The sequence below is a fragment of the Pseudomonas sp. LAIL14HWK12:I7 genome (assembly GCF_000483465.1).
Taxonomy (GTDB): domain Bacteria; phylum Pseudomonadota; class Gammaproteobacteria; order Pseudomonadales; family Pseudomonadaceae; genus Aquipseudomonas; species Aquipseudomonas kermanshahensis.
The window spans coordinates 452,971-473,304 of sequence record NZ_KI519606.1 but is presented as its reverse complement, the minus strand read 5'-3'; the positions used below and the strand labels follow the sequence as shown (position 1 = coordinate 473,304).

General features: G+C 65.4%; 17 protein-coding genes. 6 read left to right on the top strand and 11 right to left on the bottom strand.

All coding sequences use genetic code 11. The annotated features are described in order from the left end of the window. The first annotated feature begins 6 nt into the window (after positions 1-6). The 6 genes from D886_RS0124880 to D886_RS0124855 all read left to right on the top strand — a co-directional run bounded on the left by D886_RS0124880 (position 7) and on the right by D886_RS0124855 (position 6,023). On the top strand, positions 7-885 hold the full coding sequence (locus D886_RS0124880) for a sulfurtransferase (protein WP_050580791.1): 879 nt from the start codon (positions 7-9) through the stop codon (positions 883-885). Between the two features lie 120 nt (positions 886-1,005). Next, positions 1,006-3,171, top strand: a complete 2,166-nt coding sequence (locus D886_RS0124875; protein WP_050580790.1) for a TonB-dependent siderophore receptor — start codon at positions 1,006-1,008, stop codon at positions 3,169-3,171. A gap of 9 nt (positions 3,172-3,180) precedes the next feature. After that, the gene (locus tag D886_RS0124870) at positions 3,181-4,014 is read left to right on the top strand and encodes a 5'-nucleotidase, lipoprotein e(P4) family (RefSeq protein WP_027596480.1); all 834 of its coding nucleotides are present in this window, start codon (positions 3,181-3,183) and stop codon (positions 4,012-4,014) included. A gap of 19 nt (positions 4,015-4,033) precedes the next feature. Beyond that, positions 4,034-4,630, top strand: coding sequence for a nicotinamide riboside transporter PnuC (pnuC, locus tag D886_RS0124865; RefSeq protein WP_027596479.1), 597 nt, complete (start codon positions 4,034-4,036; stop codon positions 4,628-4,630). Continuing rightward, the gene (locus D886_RS0124860) at positions 4,627-5,415 is read left to right on the top strand and encodes a GntR family transcriptional regulator (protein WP_081717558.1); all 789 of its coding nucleotides are present in this window, start codon (positions 4,627-4,629) and stop codon (positions 5,413-5,415) included. The genes pnuC and D886_RS0124860 overlap by 4 nt, the downstream gene beginning before the upstream one ends. Beyond that, positions 5,412-6,023: an HAD family phosphatase gene (locus D886_RS0124855; protein ID WP_050580789.1), complete on the top strand. Its 612-nt coding sequence runs from the start codon at positions 5,412-5,414 to the stop codon at positions 6,021-6,023. The genes D886_RS0124860 and D886_RS0124855 overlap by 4 nt, the downstream gene beginning before the upstream one ends. Positions 6,024-6,032: 9 nt before the next feature. Here the strand turns inward: D886_RS0124855 and bcsC are convergent, their stop codons facing one another. The 11 genes from bcsC to D886_RS28945 all read right to left on the bottom strand — a co-directional run bounded on the left by bcsC (position 6,033) and on the right by D886_RS28945 (position 20,320). Further along, positions 6,033-9,551, bottom strand: coding sequence for a cellulose synthase complex outer membrane protein BcsC (gene bcsC, locus D886_RS0124850; protein ID WP_027596476.1), 3,519 nt, complete (start codon positions 9,549-9,551; stop codon positions 6,033-6,035). Further along, a complete protein-coding gene (gene bcsZ, locus D886_RS0124845) occupies positions 9,539-10,654 on the bottom strand; it encodes a cellulose synthase complex periplasmic endoglucanase BcsZ (RefSeq protein WP_027596475.1) in 1,116 nt (371 codons plus the stop codon). The genes bcsC and bcsZ overlap by 13 nt, the downstream gene beginning before the upstream one ends. Further along, on the bottom strand, positions 10,654-12,936 hold the full coding sequence (bcsB, locus tag D886_RS0124840) for a cellulose biosynthesis cyclic di-GMP-binding regulatory protein BcsB (protein WP_033694346.1): 2,283 nt from the start codon (positions 12,934-12,936) through the stop codon (positions 10,654-10,656). Before bcsB ends, bcsZ begins: the two co-directional genes overlap by 1 nt. Continuing rightward, complete coding sequence (gene bcsA, locus D886_RS0124835; RefSeq protein WP_027596473.1) at positions 12,933-15,542, bottom strand: UDP-forming cellulose synthase catalytic subunit; 2,610 nt, start codon at positions 15,540-15,542, stop codon at positions 12,933-12,935. Before bcsA ends, bcsB begins: the two co-directional genes overlap by 4 nt. Next, positions 15,539-16,243: a cellulose biosynthesis protein BcsQ gene (gene bcsQ / locus D886_RS0124830; protein ID WP_027596472.1), complete on the bottom strand. Its 705-nt coding sequence runs from the start codon at positions 16,241-16,243 to the stop codon at positions 15,539-15,541. Before bcsQ ends, bcsA begins: the two co-directional genes overlap by 4 nt. Continuing rightward, positions 16,240-16,458, bottom strand: coding sequence for a cellulose biosynthesis protein BcsR (gene bcsR / locus D886_RS0124825; protein ID WP_027596471.1), 219 nt, complete (start codon positions 16,456-16,458; stop codon positions 16,240-16,242). The genes bcsQ and bcsR overlap by 4 nt, the downstream gene beginning before the upstream one ends. Next, positions 16,455-18,074, bottom strand: coding sequence for a cellulose biosynthesis protein BcsG (bcsG, locus tag D886_RS0124820; RefSeq protein ID WP_027596470.1), 1,620 nt, complete (start codon positions 18,072-18,074; stop codon positions 16,455-16,457). Before bcsG ends, bcsR begins: the two co-directional genes overlap by 4 nt. Beyond that, the gene (gene bcsF, locus D886_RS0124815) at positions 18,067-18,252 is read right to left on the bottom strand and encodes a cellulose biosynthesis protein BcsF (RefSeq protein WP_027596469.1); all 186 of its coding nucleotides are present in this window, start codon (positions 18,250-18,252) and stop codon (positions 18,067-18,069) included. Before bcsF ends, bcsG begins: the two co-directional genes overlap by 8 nt. Next, the gene (bcsE, locus tag D886_RS0124810; RefSeq protein WP_027596468.1) at positions 18,249-19,739 is read right to left on the bottom strand and encodes a cellulose biosynthesis protein BcsE; all 1,491 of its coding nucleotides are present in this window, start codon (positions 19,737-19,739) and stop codon (positions 18,249-18,251) included. The genes bcsF and bcsE overlap by 4 nt, the downstream gene beginning before the upstream one ends. Before the next feature lie 138 nt (positions 19,740-19,877). Beyond that, complete coding sequence (locus tag D886_RS0124805) at positions 19,878-20,072, bottom strand: hypothetical protein (RefSeq protein ID WP_027596467.1); 195 nt, start codon at positions 20,070-20,072, stop codon at positions 19,878-19,880. After that, positions 20,066-20,320 carry a dermonecrotic toxin domain-containing protein gene (locus tag D886_RS28945; protein WP_371098643.1) on the bottom strand — a complete coding sequence of 85 codons (255 nt, stop codon included), beginning with the start codon at positions 20,318-20,320 and terminating at the stop codon, positions 20,066-20,068. Before D886_RS28945 ends, D886_RS0124805 begins: the two co-directional genes overlap by 7 nt. Positions 20,321-20,334 lie beyond the last annotated feature (14 nt).

Here is a 20,334-nt window from a genome sequence, read left to right as displayed (position 1 = left end):
GCCCTTATGCCCGACATCCTCATTTCACCCAACGCCTTGCACCACGCCCTGCAACAGCCGGGCCTGGTGGTGCTCGACGCCAGTGTGGAACTGGCCGCCGCCCAGTTCGATGGCGACTACCGCGTCGCCAGTGGCCATGCGGCCTGGCTGGCCGAACACATCCCGACGGCGCGGCATGCCGACCTGACGTGCGAGCTGGCCGACACCGCAGCGAGCTACAGCTTCGCCCTGCCTTCGCCGACGGAGGCAGCCGCGGCGCTGGCACGCCTGGGCATCGCCGAGGCACGGCACATCGTGGTCTACGACCGGCATGAGGGGTTTTGGGCCGCACGCCTGTGGTGGATGCTGCGTAGCCTGGGCGTGGCCGCGTCGGTGCTCGACGGCGGCCTGAAGGCCTGGCGCCAGGCCAACCTGCCCTTGGCTCGCGGTGAACAAGCTCTGGCTGGTGTACCGGGTTCGCCAGTGTCGTTCACCGTCCATCCAGGGTATTGGGCAAACCGTGAGGACGTGCTGGCCGTACTCGATGGACAGGCCCCAGGCACGCTGGTATGTGCGCTGTCCAAGGGGTTGTTCGAGGGCAGCGCGGTGACCCGCTATGCCCGACGCGGCCATATCCCCGGCAGCCTCAACCGACCGGCGCGGCAACTGTTCGACGAGCAGGGCCGCTACCTGGCGCCCGACGCATTGGCCCGCGCACTCGGCCCAGCATTGGTCGAAGGCACCCAGCCACTGGTCCTCTACTGTGGCGGCGGTATTTCCGCGGCCGCCACTGCCCTGGCCCTGACGCGCCTGGGGCGCCAGGGCGTTTCGATCTATGACGGCTCGCTGCAGGAATGGGCAGCTGACCCTGCATTACCAATGACCACCGGAGCAACGCCGGCCTGAAGTTACACCCCCTTCAAGCGCCCGCTCAACGATGCTGTCGCCGCTGCATAGGCGCGGCATCGCGAGCACAGGTTTACCCGATTTTCGGTGCCACACCGCTGGTCACCCAGGAGTTCGTTCATGGCTTCATCCTTGTCTTTTCAACACCGTCACGGCCTCGCGCTGGGGCTGCTGAGCCTGTCATTGAACCCGGCCCTGGCCTGGGCAGACAGCACCCTGCTGGAGGCCATCACCGTGACGGGCGCACAGACCAACAGCTACCAAGCCACCTCAGCCTCGGTGGGGGGGCTGGGCGAGGCGCCACTGCTCGATACGCCGGCCTCGGTTGCGGTGTTCACCGAGCAACTGCTCAAGGACCGCCAGGTCAGGCTGCTCAGCGAAGTGCTCAGCAACGACGCCTCGACCGGCGAAAGCTATGCGCCGATCGGTTACTACGAAAACTTCGTGGTTCGCGGGTTTTCCCTCAGCGCCGCCAACAGCTACAAGATCAACGGCAGCACTATCACCGGCGAGCAGAACGTCGCGCTGGAAAACAAACAGCAGGTCGAGCTGCTCAAAGGCCTTTCCGGGTTGCAAAGTGGCGTTTCCGAGCCGGGCGGGCTGGTCAACTACGTCACCAAGCGCCCGCAGAACGTACGTTCAGTCACCGTCGCGAGCAACGAATCAGGCGAGCGCTATGTGGCCACCGACCTTGGCGGCTGGCTGGACAGCGAGCAGCGCCTGGGCGTGCGCGCCAACTTCGCCCACGAAGACATACGCTCCTACGTGGACAACTCGGACGGCAAACGCGATTTCGCCTCCCTGGCCGTGGACTGGAACCTCAGCGATGCCGCCCTGCTGCAGCTGGATGCCGAGTACCAGACCCGCGAACAGCGCTCGGTGCCGGGCTATCAGCTACTCGGCGGTAGCGTGGTGCCCAGCGGCATCGACCCCAAGGACCGCCTGGCCGACCAGCGCTGGTCGAAACCGGTGGGTATCGATTCGCTCAACCTTGGCAGCCGCTTCGAGTACCGCTTCGACGACAACTGGAGCGCCAACTTGAGCGCTTCGCGCAGCCGGGTGGTGATCGACGACTACAGCGCCTTCGCCTGGGGCTGCTATGGCGCCCCGAGCTGCGCCAGCTCCGCCGTGCCCAACTACTTCAGCCCCGAGGGCGACTACGATGTCTACGACTTCCGCAACCCCGACGATACCCGCCGCAACGACGAGCTCCAGGCGGCACTGAGCGGGCGCTTCGACAGCGGCCCTTTGCAGCATGAGCTGACCGTCGGCAGCAGCGCCCTGCGCCGTATCGTCGACCGCCGCGACTCGGTCAACGAATGGGTGGGCACTGCCAACATCTACCAGCCTGTACCCGACTTTGCGCCGACCAGCGAACCGCTGGGCCACACCTATCGGCGCCTGGACAGCCGCCAGTACGGGCTGTTCTTCAGCGACCGGCTGAGCTACGGCGAACACTGGCAGGCCATTCTGGGTGGCCGCCAGGTGCGCCTGGACGAAAAAACCTTCGATATCGACGGCAACACCACGCGCCATACCCAACGTTCGGAGTTCCTGCCCAACGTGGCACTGATCTACAAACCGCGCCCGGACATCTCGCTGTACACCAGCTACAGCAAAGGCCTGTCACTGGGCGGTGAAGCGGCGTGGTTCACCACCAATGCCGACGAGATCCTGCCGCCCACGGTTTCACGGCAACTGGAGGTAGGTGCCAAGCGTGACTGGCGGGGCTTAAGCCTCGGCGCCGCGCTGTTTCGCGTCAGCAAGGCCTACCAGTATTCACGCCCCAATGGCGACGGCAGCTTCACCTACGTGCAGCAAGGCGACCAGGAAAACATCGGCCTCGAACTGTCCGCCAGCGGGCACCTGACCGAGCAGTTGCAGGTGTCGGCCAGTGCCGCGGCCATCCGCGCCCGGGTCGAGGACAGCGGCACTGACAGCTACGAAGGGCACCAGGCGATCAACGTGCCGAACGTACGCGCCAGCCTGCACGCCGACTACAGTGTCGCCAGCATCAAGGGCCTGGCCCTGCTCGGCGGCCTGCGCTACAGCGCCAGCAAGTATGCAAGCCAGGCCGGCAACGTGAAGGTCGACGGGTACACGGTGTTCGATGCCGGGGCGCGCTACACCCTGGACCTGGAGGGCTACGAAACCGTAGTGCGCCTGACCGTGGACAACCTCTTCGACAAACGCTACTGGCGTGATGTGGGCGAATACATGGGGGATGGCTACCTGTTCCAGGGTGCGCCGCGCACCGCTCGCCTGTCCGCCACCGTGAATTTCTGAGGAATCGCCATGACCCGGTCCGTCTCGCTGATCGCCACCCTGCTGGCAACGCTGCTCACCGGTTGCCAGCAGCACCCGCCCGCTAACGACCAGCTCGATGCAGTGCTCTGGACCCAGACGTCGGTGGAACACGACCTGCTGTTCCGCCAGGTGTATGCCAGTGCCACCCAGCACCTCGATAGGGCCTTGGCCGACCCCGCCTGGGATGCGCTGGCACACGCACCGCGCGCGCTACACGGTTTGCCACCGGCGCTGATCATCGACATCGACGAAACCCTGCTGGATAACGTCCCGCTCAACGCCCGTTCGATCATCAATGACCGCCCCTATGACTACGACGCCTGGTACCAGTGGGTCGACCGCGCCAAAGCCCCTGCCCTGCCCGGCGCAGTGGACTTCCTGCAGGCCGCCGTGCGCCGTGGTATCACGCCGTACTACCTGACCAACCGAGCGCCAGGCCAGGAGCAGGCAACCCTGGAAAACCTGCGCCGCGCCGGCTTCCCCATCGACAGCAGCGCCCAGATCCTCACCGCCGGCACCGCCATTGGCGGTTGCCAGGCCAGCGGTTCGGACAAGACCTGCCGCCGTCATTGGGTGGGGACTCAGGCGCGGGTGCTGATGCAGCTGGGCGACAGTTTCGGTGATTTCATGGCCACCCGCGGCAGCCAGCAGGCCCAGCTCGACGCGGCCCGCCCCTACTTCGCCTGGCTGGGTGAACGCTGGTTCCTGCTGCCCAACCCCACCTATGGCGGCTGGTACAGCGCGCCGTATCAGGGGCGCGAAGGGTTGTCGGAACAACAGAAGCGCGCCTTCAAGCACAAGGTCTTGAAGCCCCAGTACTGACGCTGCCGAGGAGGCGCCCATGTCAACGTTAGAAATCATCGCCGTGCTGTTCAATATCCTCGGCGTGTGGCTTACCACCCAACGTATTCGCTGGTGCTGGCCGGTAAGCGTGGTCGCCGTGCTGCTCTACGCCTGGATATTCTTCGACGTGAAGCTGTATTGCGACATGCTGCTGCAACTGGTCTTCGCCGTGCTGCAAGGTTACGGCTGGTGGCGCTGGAGCCAGGGTTACAGCGTCGCCGGCAAGGTCGGCGTGCAACGCCTGCCGCGCCGCGAGGCCATCGTCAGCCTGGCGGCGGGGCTTGCTGGCGCAGTACTGCTTGGCGCCGTCATGCAGCGCTACACCGATGCCTCCGCGCCGTGGGTCGATGCGCTGCTGAGTTCGCTCAGCCTGGTGGCCAGCTTCTGGGCGGCACGCAAATACGTCGCCAGCTGGGGGCTGTGGATCGTGCTCGACAGCGCCTACGTCGGGCTGTTCCTGTTCAAGGACCTGCAACTCACGGCGGCCCTGTACGCCGGCTTCGTGGTATTGGCCGCCTACGGCCTGCTGGCCTGGCGCAACGAACTGCTGGCCCAGCAACAGCCCCTGCTTGCAAGCGCCGAGGTATTGCCATGAACCCGTTTCGCACCTCGTTCGTCAGCGAGTCGCAGCCACAGGCCACTTGGCGCGCCAGCCAGCCCCATTACCTGCGTATCCGCGATCAACTGGCCAGTGACCTGGCCAAAGGTTGCCTGCCCGCCGACAGCAAGCTGCCCGCAGAGCGCGACCTGGCCGAGCGTTTCGGCTGCACACGGGTGACCCTGCGCCAGGCACTGCAATTGCTGGAAACCGACGGCGTCATCTACCGCCAGGACCGCCGCGGCTGGTACGTCAGCCCCCCACGCATCCGCTACGACCCAACCGGCATCACAGGCTTCATGGAGTACGTCGCCACCCAAGGGCGCACGCCACGCACCGAGTGCCTGCACGCCGAGCGCCGCCCAGCCGGGGCCTGGCTGGCCAAGCGCATGGGCCTGGAGCATGCGGAGGAGCCGGTGTTCTACCTGCAGCGCCGTCGCTACGTGGACCAACGCCCGGTGCTGCTCGAGTGCAATGTGCTGGTTGCCGACTGGTGCCCCGCCTTGCTCGACGTCGACCTCAACACCTCGCTGACCGCCCTGCTGCGCGAACGTTTCGGCCGCGTGCAGTCGCGCAGCGAGTTGTGCATGCACCCTGAGACGATGAACGACTTTCAGGCCGATCTGCTGCAAGTCTCCCCAGGCTCGAGCAGTTTCTACCTGGAACGCCTGAGCTTCGGCGAGCGCGGCCAGCCCGTGGAGTTCGACCAGGAATTCTGGCGCCCGGACGCCCTCGCCGTGGTGCTGCAAACCCGCTACCCCGGCCAGGTCGAAGCGTTATGAAACACCCACTCGACACCCCACTGGAAACACGCTTGCTGGCCGCCGAAGGCCTGATTTTCGACTGCGACGGCACCCTGATCGACAGCCTGCCCGCCTACGCCAGCGCCTGGCGCGCGGGCTTCGCTGCGTCTGGCAAGGGCATGGACAGCGCATGGCACGCCGCCCGCTGCGGGCTCTGCGAGACGCAATTGATGACGCATTTCGAACAGAGCCACCAGGTCACGCTGGATCGCCCCAGGGTGGTGGCGACGATGCGCCAGCACTACCTGGCCAACCTTTCCCGGCATGTGCGTGAGATCACCCAGGTAACTGCCATCGCCAGGCGGTTTGCCGGGGTGAAGCCCATGGCGGTGGCATCCAGTGGATCACGCGAGATTGTCTTGAACTCACTGGCCGCACTGGGTTTGGTCGAGCTGTTCGGCGCCATTGTGACCATCGACGATGTCGGCAAGGCCAAGCCTGATCCTGCTATCCCTCTAGAGGCCGCCCGGCGACTGGGGCTGCCGCCTGCTCGCTGCCTGGTGTTCGAGGACAGCGAGCAAGGCCTGGAAGCAGCGCAGCGCGGTGGGCTGCCGGTGGTGGACATAAGACGGCTGAGCGCGCCTTAGATGCGCCTGTCAACGCCACTCGCTGTAAGGCTCCAGCGGCGTCACCGGCAGCGCCAGATTGCCCCGCCACGGTTCGAACAGGTAGCGCAGGTAAAGCATGCCATGGCTCGGTGCATAGTCATCGCTGTGCTGCCAGTCGAACCCGCCGCCCATTACCCAGTGATCGCTCAGCCGGCGTTCGAACAGACCGCGCAGGCGGTAACCCAGTCCGCTGCTGTTACTGGCGTCGCTGATGGCGTCGAGGTTGGAGTCGACGCCATACTGCGCCAGCACCTTGTGATTGACATGTGCATCCGGGTACAGACGGCTGCTGCCGCTGTGGGCCTGGGACCAACCGACGGAGCCCTCCAGCAGCAACGACCAGTCGTAGTTGCGCCAGGCATAACTGACCGGCACGCCGACCGACGTGTAGCGCTGCGGGCTGTAATAGCCGCCCTGCCCCAGGCTGTAGCCGCCCAGGTCCTTGTCGTGGCGCCAGTGCATCAGCGTCACGCCAACGCGCACACGCTCGTCAGCTTTTTCCACCAGGCGGTGGTAGTAGCCGGCCATGGCACGGGTACGCTGGTTGTCGGCCACGTTTTCGCCATACAGCCAATGGTGCCCCAGGCTGGCCCAAACCCCGTCATCGCCGCCTTGGTCCCAGCTCAGGCCAAGCGTGGCCCCGTTGGCCGTGACCCCACCCCAGCGCACACCCGTCGCCGGGTCACGCGCGCCCGCGAACGACAGCAGCGAGTTGCTCATCGGCCGCCGCGACGCAGTCAGCGACCAGCCGACCTGGCCGACATCGCCGTTGACCGTGGCGCCACCCAGCCAGTTGTTGACCTCGTAGCCTTGGGTGGTACCCAGGTCGAGGGCCCAGCGGCTGCCCTGCCAGCCCAGCGCCAGCACGCTACCGTCTGCGGTTTGCGAGCCACCGCTGCAGCCTGGGAAGGACACCCCGTCAGCGTTGCGGCCGACAAACTGGCAGGTGCCGAAATCCGTGGTATTGCGCCCCTGATCATTGAGTTCGAATGACCCCGCATCCATGCCGATGCGCTCCACGCGCGCAAAGGCGGTGCCGTCCTGCAACGGGGTATCGACATGCAACAAGGTGGACTGAGTGCTCAGTTCGGATGTGCCCGGCGTACCGTCGTCCTGGCGCCAACCGTAGTCATGCATCAGGGTCACGTGGGTATTGCGCTGTCGATACAGCGCATCGACATCGCTGCGCAGGCTGCGCGCCAACCAGTCATCGCCGTCCTGCTCTCGGCTGGCGAGCGTCATTGCGCGGTCGTCCCGTGGCGACACCGCCGCCGGGTCAAGCAACTGCGCATCGGCCATCGCGGCAGCGTAAAGGCTCAGCGCCCGCTGCGGGTCGTGCTGCGCCACCAGGCGGGCGGCGTCGCGACGCAGCAACGGATCAGGCTGCGGCTGCTGAGCAGCCATCCGCTCAAGCAGCCTGGCTGCCTGGTCGCGCTCACCCAAAGCGACCCATACCGCCGCCATGCGCTGCTGGGCGTTACTGTCATCGGCAGCCAACTGTGGCGGCTGAGCGACCAGCAACTGCCGAGCGTGCGCGAGGTTACCTTCAGCGACCCAGCTTTCGATCACGCCCAGGCGCGCTGCGGGCTGCCCGGGCTGTAGGGCCAGCACACGCTGGTAATAGCCGCGCGCCTTGCCCGGCTCACCGCGTGCCGCTGCCCAGTCGGCCAACAGCATCAGGTCGTCCGCGCCGCCCTCGCCACGCGCCAGGTTGGCCTCAAGCAGCGCGGACGCCTGCGCGCTATGGCCTTGTGCCTGCAACTGCTGCGCCGAGGCCAGGGTCATGCGGCGCCGAATGCGCTGCTCCAGCCCCTGCATGTCAGCGTTCCAGGCGCTCTGCGGCACCGCCGCGAGGCTGTCCAAGGCCAAGGCATCTCGGTCGCTGGACTCCAGGAACAGGCCATGGGCATAGCGGGTCGCCGGGTCATTGGGCTGGCGCTGCACCAGCTTGGCGAATGCCGCGTCGGCCTCCCCGGTGCGCCCCAGGTGGCGCAGGCTGTTCGCCAGCTGATAAACCAGCCAGGGCTCATCCGGGGCCAACGCATAGGCCTGGCCCAGCGCCTGGCTGGCCGCCGACCAGTCCTCGCGCTGCAGGGCTTCATCGCCTTGCTGACGCAGACGCGCCAGTTGCAGGCTGCGGCGCAGGCTGGCGAACTGCGCTTGTTGCCGGGGTGGCAGGCTGTCGAGGTACGCCTGCGCCTTGTCGGGGGATTGCGCCTGGTACACCCGCATCAGGCCACGCACGGCACTTTCGTTATCTGGCGCCCTACGCCGCACCTGCAGGAATTGGCGCTCGGCAGCGGCTGCATCACCCTCTGCCAGGGAGACATCCGCCAGGCCCAGCAGGGCGTATTCATCTTGGGGGCGCTGCTGACGTGCCCGCAGGTAAATGGCACGCGCGCCTCGCACATCGTGTGCCTGCAAAGCCCGCTCACCTTTGTTGAGCAACGCCCAGTACTGGCTGGACGACTCCAGGTCCTTCCACTGGCTGATCCAGTAGGTGTCCTGCTCCTTGGCACTCGCGGCCCGAAACGCCGCATTGGCGTCTTCATAGCGGCCCTGACGCATCAGGGCATAGCCCAACGCACCGTGCAGGCCGGCACCGTCCGGGTACTGCCGCAGCGCCCGACGCAACTGGGTTTCGGCCTCGGCGTTACGGCCCTTGTCGAGCAACGCCTTGCCCCGTTGGCCGGCCTGCCAGGACGGGTCGGCAAGCAGTTTGCGTTGCTGTTGCAGGTTCTCGCTGGCCTGGGCCAACAACGGCGAGGCCGGGTAGCGCTGCAGAAAAGCTTGCCACGCCGCCGCACTGGCGGCGCTCACCGCCTGCCCAGACAGGTAGTCGAACTCGCGCTGGGCAGCGGCATCGCGTGCGCCAGGGTCGCGCGCCAGCTGGTCGAGCAGTGCCAGCGCTTCGCTGTCGCGGTTTTCAGCGAACAGCCAACCGGCCAGGGTCTGGCGCAGTCCCGCACTGCCTGGGTACTGCTGGTCCAACTGCTGCAACTGGCGGATCGCCGCAGAACGTTGGCCTGGCAGGTTGCCGCGCACGCGCCAGTAGTCCAGGGCCAGTTCAAGGCTGGGTGGCTCACCCGCAAACAAGTGCTCATACGCCGCCAGCGCTTCTTCATTGCGCCCGGTAACGGCCAGCAGCCGCGCCTGCTGCAGGCGCCGCGCGGCCTCTGGCTGCTGCAGTTCGAGCAAGCGCAGGGCTTGGCGTGCCTGCGGGCTGCCGGGCGCCAGGGCATTGATCCGAGCCTGCAACTGCTCGGCCTCGGTGATGTTCTTGTCGCGCAACGCCAGGCTCAAGGCTGCCAGCAGCACCTGCGGGTTACGCGGTTCCAGCAATTGCAGGCGGCCCAGCGCATCGCGCACCAAGTCGTCACGGTGCAGCGCCTCGCCCCGGCGCACCTGGTCCAGCAGCCATTGGCGTTGTTCAGTTGCATCCTTGGGTTGCGCAGCGGCCTGGCACGCCACTGCCGCCAGCATCAACACACCCATCATTCGCTGCATGGCGCGCTCCAGGCTGGCAACAGGCGACCGTGCGGGTCAAAACGGTAACGGGATTCATCCCAGCCCTGGCCAAACAGCGCCAGCACCTGGCTGTAATAGGCGTTGGCTTCGACCGGCTGCTCGCGCAGACGCTGACGCTGGGCAGCCAGGCCAGCAGCGTGTTCAGGTAACGCTGCCAGCAAGGGCAACAACGCAGCAGAGAACCCCGTCGGGCCATGGCCACTGGTGTTGCCGCTGTGTGCCTCCACGCGCTCTGGCGGCAGGCCTTGGCGTGTGGTCACGGTCGCCATCGGGGCATAGTGGGCAACGAGCTCGCTACGTTGGGGCGCATCCTTGGCCAACATACCGACCCACAGGTACACCCGAATGGCGTCGTAGTCACCGGCACTGCCATGTTGCGGGTCTGCAGCCAGTTCTCCGGCCGGTGTCCACAGCAGCCAGTCCGGGGCAAACCCCTTGGGCGAGGACGCCAGCCACAAACGTCGTGTGTTGGCTGCCAGCTCACCCCACAGGGGGTCCACCAGGCTGAAGCGCTCTAACAATTGCAGCGGCAGGTAGCTGGGGTTCAAGCGAGTACCGCGGGCATCCTCGAAGCCGTAGTCACCCGGCAGCAGCATTACGCCCAGGCCCGGCAGCTTGCGCACGGTCTGGGCAGCGATGCGCCATAGCACGCGCTGGCCCAGTTGCGTGTACGCGGGCTCGTCCCACAGCCGCCCGGCCTCCAGCAGGCTGTAGGCGATCCACAGGTCGGCGTCGCTGGCGTTGTTGGCGTCCAGCACCTGCCACTGGCTCTGGCCGTCGCGGCCCCACAGCCAGGCTGGCAGGTGCCGGGCCAGGTCGCCCTCAGCCAGGTTATTGTGGGTCCAGCGCAGCACCTGTGCGAAGGCTGGCCGGTCATTGCCCACCAGGGCGAAGAACAGTGCATAGCTCTGCCCTTCCGAGGTGGTGATCAGGCGCTCGTCGCTCGGGTCGATGACCCGGCCATCCACGCTCACCCGTTCAGCCTTGAAGCGGTCCCAGGCTGGCCACGGGCAAGCCGGCGCGGCACTCACGAAAACGGGCACGCCCAAGGCGAACAGCCCTACCAGCCACTGACGCATCATCACCCCGCCTCACCCAGTCGACGCCGGCCAGCCCAGCGCAATGCCCGCCACAGCAAGAAGGCGAACAGCACCACGCAAACGGCCGCGATCGCCGCCAACAACACCGGGTGCTCGGACAAGTGGAACCACAGCAGCAGCCACCACGGCAACGCGCCAACAAAATAATGCTCGCCAACGAACTGGCTGGTCACACCACTGCTGCGTACCAATGTGACCGAGCCCGCCACGGCATCGAGCTTGCCCACATCGCCGAGCACCTCGCGCAGCAACCCGTAGTCGCTGTCGCTGTTGGCCAACAGGGCTACGACGCTGCGCTGCTCATGAAACGGCGATTTCAGCCCGGTAATGGCCGCAATCGGCGCCTGCGCGCTGACCGCCACGCGGCTGCTCGCTGCCACCGGCGTGGTATCGAAACGCTGGCTGCCTGGCAGCCCCGCGCTACGGCCTTGCAGTAACCAGTCACGCTGGGCACTGAGCAGCAGGCCTAGGTTGGGCGCATCGCTCAATGCTTCGGGCAGGCTGCCGATCAGCAGCAGGTCGGCATCTGCCGCTGCTGCCTGCTTCCAGTCGTCGACCAGGCGCAGGCCAAGCGCTGGGTAACCGATCTGCCCGGCCACCCCTCCCACACTGTCGAGCAAGGTGCCAACCTGCATCGCCGAGGGCGTTGCCGGCATGATGACCAAGGTCTCGGAAAGGTCCGCCATGCGGCTGAACGGGAAGCCACTGCGGGCGAATGCGCGCAGGTCAGGCATGGCGATGTAATGGTGGTAGCCCGACAGATCGATGGTCGAGTTTTCGTCGATCGCCGCCCGCACATCCACCGGCAGCGAGGTTTGGCAATGATCCCGCTGAGCACTGCCCAGGGTGCTGGCAAAGCTGAAATCGAAGCGCAACCGGTTGCGGTCGCCGATCTTCAACGCCGGCACCAGCGATTTCTCGGTCAAGGCAGTGCTGTCACCCGACAACACCGCCAGGCGCATCTGCTCAAGCTTGCCAGCACGCCGGTCGTTGCCCACCAGCGGCATACTGGTGATGTACTGGTCATTGACGCTGATACTCAGGCGCGATTCGTCGGTGACTGCCGGTGCCGTGTAGCGGTACAGCGTTCGTAGTGGAATGCCTTGGTTGCGCCAGACAAACAGGTCTGGCGGCAGGTTCAGTTCCAACGTCACCGGCCGCGGCTGCAGGCCGCTGACTTGCAACTGCTCAGGGTAATCGAGCAGTTCGGCGAAACGCACCGGCCGATCAGTACGCGTCCAGTTCGGCGCATCGTAGGGCAGGCGCGGTTGCAGCGCGGTCATCTGCTCGACCTTGACCCTGGCACCACGGAACAGGTTGTTGCCAACCGCCAGGGCCGAGGCTGCCTTGACCAGGTCTTCATCGTTGCGCCCCAGTACCAGTAGCATCTTGCTCCAACGGTCGCCGGGGTGATCGATCATCTGCAACACCGGGCCGTCCACCAGCGGAAACCTCTGCAGGTCACCCAGGAATGCAGGACGTCGCTCATTGCTGGCAAACACGATGCTGGGCCTGGGTTTGTCGGCAATGGCCGGCAGGCTGTTGTACAGCACCGGGAAGGACGCCTTGCGCCAGCCGGCCTGGCTGCCGAAGTAAGACGCCAGGATAGCCGCCGCGCGCTGCTCACCCAGGCTCGGCACACCACTGAACACCACCGGCAGCTCGACCTTGCCGGTGTCGCGGGCGTCGAAGAACGGCAGCGGGAAATACGCCAGGTCGTTGTCCAGCGCCAGTGCCTGCTCGTGCAACTGCACCTGGCTCTTGCGGTTCAGGTTCAGCCATAGGCCGCTGTGCGCCGGGTCTTCGCAGATGTCGGTGTAATGCCCGACGAATTCCAGGCGTACCCGGTTGAAGTCGCTGAGCAGCTTTGGGTCCAGGGGCAGTTGTCGGCGTACGCGCTGGCCCAACTGCTGCTTCTCGACCGGCACTACCCCCATCAGCTCGTCATTGAGGTACACGCGCAGGTGCGACAGGTTCGGCAACAGCGCGGGCGAAGGCGTGTAGTCCAGCTGCAAGGTGGCATCGGTAGCCAGGCGGTCGCGACGCAGGCCGAACTCGATGTGTTCGCTGTTGCGCACCCCTAACAGCAGGCTGTCGGACGCATGCCCGAGCTGCTCGAAGGTTTTCGTAACCGGCCAGTTCGGCACCGTGGCTACGGCTGGCTCGGCAAGCGGGGTTACAGCGTCGGCTGCGGCGCTCTGCGACAAGGCGGCAAACAGCGCCATCGCCAAGCCCCAGGTACGCGCGGGATAACCAGTCATCATGCGTCTCGATCAACAAGGTTCAGGGAAGGGAAAGGCCGCGGTGTGCGGGGCCTGTAGCTGGCCAGCCAGCGCGCCAGCGTACGCAGTGGGCGCAACCACGCACGCAGCCACGGCGGCAGGTGCTCGACCAGGCGCAAGTAACCAACGCCACCCAGCTTCAGCACATCGACCAGGCTGCGCAGCGGGCGATCGGCTTCATGCTGCTCGTGCCAGCCAAGCCAGGCATCGGCGCGGGCGAAGGTGCAGTGAACCAGGTCAATACGCTGTTGCTGGCTCAAGTCATGGAACACCAGGCCCACGTGGTGCCCGACAGTACGGGTGACACAGGCCTGGAAGGCGAATTCGCGCTGGCCACGGTTGAGCAGCAGGCGTACCCGCGCCCCCGGCTGCAGCTCAAGGCCCGGGGGCAGCTGCAAGCCAACACCGCCATCGGAGTAATCCACCAGGGTGCAGGGGTAGGCGTGGCCGCTGGCAAGCACCAGCCCCGCTGGCAAGCGCATTTGTACCCGGTGGGCGCGGCGCACCTGCCGCACTTCGGCGGCCACGGCAACGGCGGCGCCGATGATCAGCAGGTTATAGACAACCCACAGCGAGCTGACGATCACCGTGCCGATTTCTGCTGTGGGGCCTGTAAACAGGCGCCACACGGCAAAGCCCAGGCCGGCCACGTTAAAAGCCGCGAGCCACAGGTAAGGCTGGGCGATACGCCAGTCGAACTGCTCCTGCTCCATCAGGCCGCCCTTGGCGGTGACGTTGAACGTGCCCTTCTTCGGCGCAAACAGGGCGACCGTGGTAGGGCGGGCGATGTACCAGGCCAGCACGGTCTCGTAGACCTCGCCCCAGAACGTTTGCCGGTACTTGCCCTGCATGCGCGAGTTGGTCAGGCTGGCATGGATCATGTGCGGCAATACGTAGAGCAGGATCATCAAGGCCGGCGCATAGATGATGTAGGCATGCAGCAACAGGAACGCCAGCGGAGCGGTCAGGAACACGAGCCGCGGCAAGCCGGCCAGGAAGTGCAGCATGGCGTTGGCATAACACACCCGCTGGAACAGGCTCAGCCCGCGACCGAACAGGGGGTTGTCGGTGCGGAAGATCTGCACCATGCCGCGCGCCCAACGAATACGCTGGCCGATGTGCGCCGACAGGCTCTCGGTAGCCAGGCCCGCTGCCTGCGGGATGCTCAGGTAGGCCGAAGACCAGCCCTGGCGGTGCATGCGCAAAGCGGTATGGGCATCCTCGGTGACGGTCTCTACGGCAAAGCCACCGATGCTTTCCAGCGCGGTACGCCGCAGCACAGCACACGAGCCGCAGAAGAATGCCGCATTCCACATATCGTTACCGTCCTGGATCAGGCCGTAGAACAGCTCCCCTTCATTGGGGCGACGGCGGAACGAACCCAGGTTGCGCTCGAACGGATCAGGCGAGAAGAAATGGTGCGGCGTCTGCACCAGCGCAAGCGTTGAGTCTTTGAGGAACCAGCCCACTGTCAATTGCAGGAAAGAGCGCACCGGTACGTGATCGCAGTCGAAAATGGCGATCAGCTCGCTGTCTGTCACGCTCAACGCATGGTTGAGGTTACCGGCCTTGGCGTGCTTGTTGTCCGCGCGCACGATGTAGCCCACCCCGACTTCGTCAGCGAACGCCCGAAACGCTTCGCGCCGGCCATCATCGAGGAGGTAGATGCGCAACTTCTCTCTGGGCCAGTCCAGGCCCAGGGCTGCCAGTACCGTAGTACGTACCACTGCCAAGTCTTCGTTGTAGGTCGGGATCATCAGGTCGACCGTCGGCCAGTGCCCCGGGTTTGCCGGCAGGCTCGCCGGTTTGCGCTGCAACGGCCAGCTGGTCTGGATGTAGCCCAGGATCAGCACGAACCACGAGTAAGTCTCGGCCGCCAGCAGGATGACACCACACACCAGGTCGGTCGTGTCGTTCCAGTTCAGGGTCGAGGTGTAGCGCCACCACAGGTAACGGCAGGAGATGATCGTCGACAGCACGATCAGCATCAGTGTCGGGAAGCGGCCCGGCATGTGCCGCACCAGCATGGCAATGCCCAAAAGCAGGCAGATGAACACCAACTGCGCCAGGTAGCCGAACGGCTCGGTCACGCACAGCAAGGCCAGGCCAATGGCGCAGAGTGTCAGCACGCTATAGAACGCCCACCGGGCGAAGTCGCTCAAACCGCGCAGGCGTGCCGAGGCTTCTCGCTTGAAGGCACTGGCCCGATAGCGCCCGGGCAATTGTTGCAATCTGTCGATCAGCAGGCCACGGCACTGGCGTACATGCTGCCCCGCGATGCACCACTGCGCTTTTACTGTGCGCCAAGCTTGGCTGGCCAGCCCAGGTTCGCGTGGCACCGGTGGGCGTCGCAGTAGCAGCCACAGGCTCTGGATCAACACACGCAAGGGGTCGCCCAGGGTCGGGCGCTTGCCCGCCAGTTGCGGATACAGGCGCTGACGCTCGGCCAACAGGGCCTGCCAAGCGGGCGACTCCAGACGCAAGAACAGGAAGGCCAGCCAAACACCCAGGGTAAACAGCCAGGCAACTGGCCGCTGTGCGCCGCGGGCAGTGAACCTGGTGTAGGCAGACAGAGGGGTCAAGCTCACGACGGGCGCCTCGTCAGGCAACGCACCGCCAGGCTCTGCACATCCCGGCAGGCCAAGCTCTGCGGCGCGTAATGACCAAGCGGAGCTTTGCACGCCAAGGCTTCGAGAAAGGCCTCGTCGCGGTGCACCACCTGGATGGGCAACTGTTCACGGTACAGATCCCGCCACACCATCAGAAGGTCGCTCTGCAAGCGACTTGCCGGGTCGTAGCGATTGACCAGCAGCAAATCGTAATGCTCGACCTGCCGCCGCCCCAGCAACAGATGGCTGGCCATCTCGGCCTCGGCCACCAGTACCCGCACATCGGTCTCGACACGGGCAGCGACATCAGCCGGCAACTGCGGCACGTCGAACAGCAGCCAGTCAAAGTGTTTGGCCAATTCGACCTGGCGAGCGTCCCACGCGGCAGCATCGGGCGCCCGCTGCGGCGCGTCGGCAGGTAGCGCGCCGAAAGGCATCAGCCACAGCCCATCGAGCACCTCGTATACAGCATCGGTGCACGGCCGCCCTTCCCGCTCGGCAAGCGCCCACCCCTCGCGCGTGTCGAGGGGCAGGTTGAAATGCAACCCCAGCAGGTTGTCTTGGCACAGGTCGATCAGCAGCACCCGCTCACCCACCTCCTGCAACGCATAGCCCAGCGCGGCCAGCAAGGCACTGCGCCCCAAGCCACCGCGCACCCCGTGCAACGCCAAGCTGGTCATGGTGTCACCCTCTCACGCCGCGGTGCCGTCATGGACAGCTCGCCCTGGGCGCTGGAGCGGCAGCTTTCACCCAGCAACGGCCAGCGCTGCAAGGCCTGCTGAACACCTACCAGCATGGAGATGTCCTGGTAGTGCAGGCCCGGCATATCCAGGTGCTGGCGCAGTTGGGCAATGTCGTCGCTACGGTCAGCGGGGTCAGCGTTGCCAGGTTTCATCGGCGCTCCTCGGGAATGGGCTGCCAGTCCGGCTGGCCTTGCAGGCGCATGTAGGCGCGCCCTTGGTAGTTCAAGACCTGCGCACCGGAGGTTTCCGCGACCTGCTCGGTGGTCGGCAAGTCGGTCAGCAGGCTGGGCACATCCAGCGCCTGCTGCTGGCCCAGCCCGGCGTACACGCGCGAGATCAGCTCGGACAGCGCCAGGTAGCTGGTGGGGGCCGAGACCCGCAGCGGCTCGCTGCGTGCAGGCTGCCCCATGCCGATGAACTTGAGGCCAACCGGCACATGGGTAATCGACGGCGTGGGGATTTCGCGCATGCCCGACAATTGCATGCGGTCGCCATGCAGCGCGGCGCCATGTTCCGGGACGATAGCCACGACCACCCGGCGGCCGCTGCGCTCCAGCTCATCGAGGAAGGTGCCCAGCTCGCCGAACAGGCGGTTGGCGCGGGTGGCGTAATCGGCCACGCGGGTCCCCCCATCGGCGGTAACGATGCGGTTACCGTCGTGCAGGCTGATGCTGTTGTAGAACAACGAAACATGATCATCCGCGGTGTCTTTGCGCTGCCCCCACCAACGCCGCAGCACCTCCAGGTCACTGGCAATCGGCGAGCCGTCGAAGCCGACCAATGCCCGCGGGAAATCGGTGTTACGCATACCAGGTTGCGGCATGTGCTGCTGGGTGATGTCGCCGATGAAGTTGTCGAACCGCCCGCTGTGGTTGAGCAAGGTATTGCTCTGGAAGCCAAGCCTGGCCAGGTTCTGGAACAACAGGCACTGCGCCGGGGCTGGCTGGTACAGGCCCACGTGGGACGACTGCCCACAGCTGGCACGCAACACACGGATAGCAGCTGGCCCGCTGTAGGAGGTGGCCGAGTTGAACTGATCGAAGACCACGTCCAAGCGCGAGAACAAGGGGTTGTCACGCAGCCCCACCGCCGACAGGTCGTCCCAGGCCAGCGAACAGATGTTGATCACCAGCAGATCGAACGGCTGCTCATCGGCGTTCATCGCAGGGAATGCCGTCACCCGTTCACGCTCATGGGTGAAAAAGCGCTCAAGCCAGCTGTCGAATGTGGCGTTGTCGGCTATCGCAGTAGCCTGCACCGGCTCAGCGGGGTGGGTAGTGGCAGTGCTGGGCACCTGGCCCGCGCTGAACCCCAGCGACGGCAGGCCACCGACTGCCAGCCACGCCAGCCCCAACAGGCTCAGGGTGCTCAGGCGCAGCCAATGGCGCAGGTACAGATAGCCCACCAGCAACAGCACCAACGCGCCCAGCAGGTTCCAGTTGATAAAGCGGCCCAGCAGTTCAAGCAGGTAGTCCCACGAGAAATCGAGCACCCCTGGCTGCGCCAGCAGGCGGCTGAACGGCGGCAACCAGGTGTCCTGGTAGAACAGCGCGATGCCAATCGGCAGCGCCACCAGCTGGCGCGCAACGCGCAGCCACTTACCCGGTAGCGGGATCAGCAGAAACACAGCGAACAGCAGGTTTGGCAGGGCCTGGAAGTCGAGCATACCCAGGGCGACCAGCAGGAACTTGGCCAAAAAATAAAGGTTCCACCCTCCCAGTCCAGGCCATTGAGCCGGTACCGGGAGAGTGGTGCTTGCATTAGTCATTACGGGGTTCCTGGCGTATAGCGCGGCGGCGTACGCCCAGCGGTTTCAAGTAACGGGGGGAAAGGCGGCGGCGCAACCAGCCGCGCAACGCGGCGCGCAGGCGCAGCACCAGCAAGGCCAGCCCTACAGTGACCAGCGCAGTGATGCCAACCACTTGCAGCAGTTGCACGAAGTTCATACAGCGCCCCACTTGGCCAGTGCGACCCGGCGCGGCGCCAGGGCCGGCCGCTCACGTGCGGTCAATTGCGCCGCCGCGTCAATCCGTGGCGGCTGTGGCACGTTGTCATCGAGAAAGGCAGGGGCGGCCAGGCTGTCGACGCCGGCAAGCACTTCCTGGCTGATGAACAGCTCTTTCCACGACAGCTGGAAGATGTGATCAAGCGCCTGTTCGACGCCTTCGGACCGGCAGGCGAACAGAAACAGGAACAGCACATCACCTACGACACAGGCGATGTCACCGTCGCGGCGGAACACCGTGCGCGAGCATGCCTGCAGCGGGGTCAGGCCAGGGGCCGGGCGCAGCACCAGCAACTGGTGGACAATTTCGCCGTTACGCACACCGTGCCACATTGTCTGCACCGCTTCAGCAAACGCGCCAGGCGCCACCAGCCCGCAGATCGCCAGCGGCCGCAAGCGCGCAAGCAAAGCATCGAAGTCGGTTGGCAGGTGCCGGCGCCAGACGTAACCCTGGATGCTCTCCACCAGGGTCAGGAAGCGCGACAGGCTCGCGCCAAAGGGCACGATCTGGGTGGCCCCGCAGGCCAGCAGCAGTTGTTCATCCTGATAGCGCAGAGTGGGCGCCATCTCGCGCACTACCAGCTTCAGGGCATTGCCGCGCAACTGGCGCAGGTGGTGCAGCTGACGCGCCAGGGTATCCAGACGCTGCCCACCCTCCATGGCAAAAATGACCGTGGCGGATACCGCCCGGCCGGCTTTGTCAGTCAGTTCGTCGAGGCTTTCGCAGACCTGCCAGTGCTCGGAGAAGGCAGGCGCGCCTTCCAGTACCGGCCGCTGGGCCAGGCACAACAGCTCATCGCCACCTGTGTCGGTTGGCGCCTGCGGCGACGCGGCAACGGCAAAACCTGCATCAAGGCGCACCAACTCGATGTCCCGGGTGCCAACCTTGCCCAGCGCGTTACTCCAGAAGTGCTGCAGGTAACGCACCCCGCCTTTGCCGCGATACACCTGGGCCAACCCGTCGACGCCCTGGTTGAAGGCGCGCAAGCGCTTGACCAGGCCGGCGCACTGCCCGCCGCTGATGACCAGCATCAGCGCAGCCTCCGCCATCAATACCGTGCGCAGGGCATTGCACCATTCCTCGACCTTGCCGCCATCCCAGACGTCGGCAGGCGCCAGCACGATCAGCACACGCCCAGGCACATCGATACGGGGCAGGTCATCGACCAGCCGCAGCATCGCTTGCGGGTTGGCTTCATACAACGCCAACGCGTCCGGCCCCTGCACCGTATCGAGTGCGCCTAGCACGTCACCCATGGCTTGCGCATCGGCGATCAGCGCTGCCCGCGTGCGCCCGGGCAAACCCTCCACCACCTGACGGCACAGCACGGTGGCATCTTCTGCGGTGTCACAGGCCAACCAGTACAGTCCTTGTACATGAAGCTGGCTGCTTTCGGCCCCTAGGCCGGAAATAGCCAACAACGGCATTGCATTCGTCAAAACACTGGCTCTTCGTCAAAAATAAAATGGCTTACAGCATGGAATTTCGCACGTGCACCGATGACGCCTTTTGACTCACGTCAAAAAAGCGATAATTCGGCATGCGAATTCGGGGAAGCGTCAACTTTACAGCACCGAGACAGGGTAGTGGCCGTTTGAAATGTAATAAATTGCAAAGGCATGCCCAGTGACGTCGGCCGAAGCGAAAAGCCAACCGAGCAGGCTCAGTTGCATGGCCACCACCGGATCGCCATCGAGGCGCGGCAAGCGATCGGTCTTGCACAGCCCGACCACCAGCTGCAGTTCGCTCTCGCTCAGCACGCCCTTGAGCCTGGCCCAGAGGCATCAAGCAACAGGCTGTAGCGATGCGAATCGGCCAGCAACCCGGCGACGTGATCGGTACTGCCACTCCCGGCTTGCGGCTGTAGGACACAGTCCAAATGGCGTTGATACTGTCCGCCCACGTCGGTGTCATGGCACAGCCTGGCAAACTCAATGGCACAGGGTGGTTTGATGTTGCCTGCCCGAGCGTTGCTCAAGCGATTGCCCTTCGGCTGTCCGCCCGCCACGCTCTAATCGGCGG

Excerpts from the sequence above, each read along its gene's own strand:
- D886_RS0124880 (WP_050580791.1), top strand. The coding sequence starts at position 7 with ATGCCCGACATCCTCATTTCACCCAACGCCTTGCACCACGCCCTGCAA.
- D886_RS0124875 (WP_050580790.1), top strand. The coding sequence starts at position 1,006 with ATGGCTTCATCCTTGTCTTTTCAACACCGTCACGGCCTCGCGCTGGGG.
- D886_RS0124870 (WP_027596480.1), top strand. The coding sequence starts at position 3,181 with ATGACCCGGTCCGTCTCGCTGATCGCCACCCTGCTGGCAACGCTGCTC.
- pnuC (WP_027596479.1), top strand. The coding sequence starts at position 4,034 with ATGTCAACGTTAGAAATCATCGCCGTGCTGTTCAATATCCTCGGCGTG.
- D886_RS0124860 (WP_081717558.1), top strand. The coding sequence starts at position 4,627 with ATGAACCCGTTTCGCACCTCGTTCGTCAGCGAGTCGCAGCCACAGGCC.
- D886_RS0124855 (WP_050580789.1), top strand. The coding sequence starts at position 5,412 with ATGAAACACCCACTCGACACCCCACTGGAAACACGCTTGCTGGCCGCC.
- bcsC (WP_027596476.1), bottom strand. The coding sequence starts at position 9,551 with ATGCAGCGAATGATGGGTGTGTTGATGCTGGCGGCAGTGGCGTGCCAG.
- bcsZ (WP_027596475.1), bottom strand. The coding sequence starts at position 10,654 with ATGATGCGTCAGTGGCTGGTAGGGCTGTTCGCCTTGGGCGTGCCCGTT.
- bcsB (WP_033694346.1), bottom strand. The coding sequence starts at position 12,936 with ATGATGACTGGTTATCCCGCGCGTACCTGGGGCTTGGCGATGGCGCTG.
- bcsQ (WP_027596472.1), bottom strand. The coding sequence starts at position 16,243 with ATGACCAGCTTGGCGTTGCACGGGGTGCGCGGTGGCTTGGGGCGCAGT.
- bcsR (WP_027596471.1), bottom strand. The coding sequence starts at position 16,458 with ATGAAACCTGGCAACGCTGACCCCGCTGACCGTAGCGACGACATTGCC.
- bcsG (WP_027596470.1), bottom strand. The coding sequence starts at position 18,074 with ATGACTAATGCAAGCACCACTCTCCCGGTACCGGCTCAATGGCCTGGA.
- bcsF (WP_027596469.1), bottom strand. The coding sequence starts at position 18,252 with ATGAACTTCGTGCAACTGCTGCAAGTGGTTGGCATCACTGCGCTGGTC.
- bcsE (WP_027596468.1), bottom strand. The coding sequence starts at position 19,739 with ATGCCGTTGTTGGCTATTTCCGGCCTAGGGGCCGAAAGCAGCCAGCTT.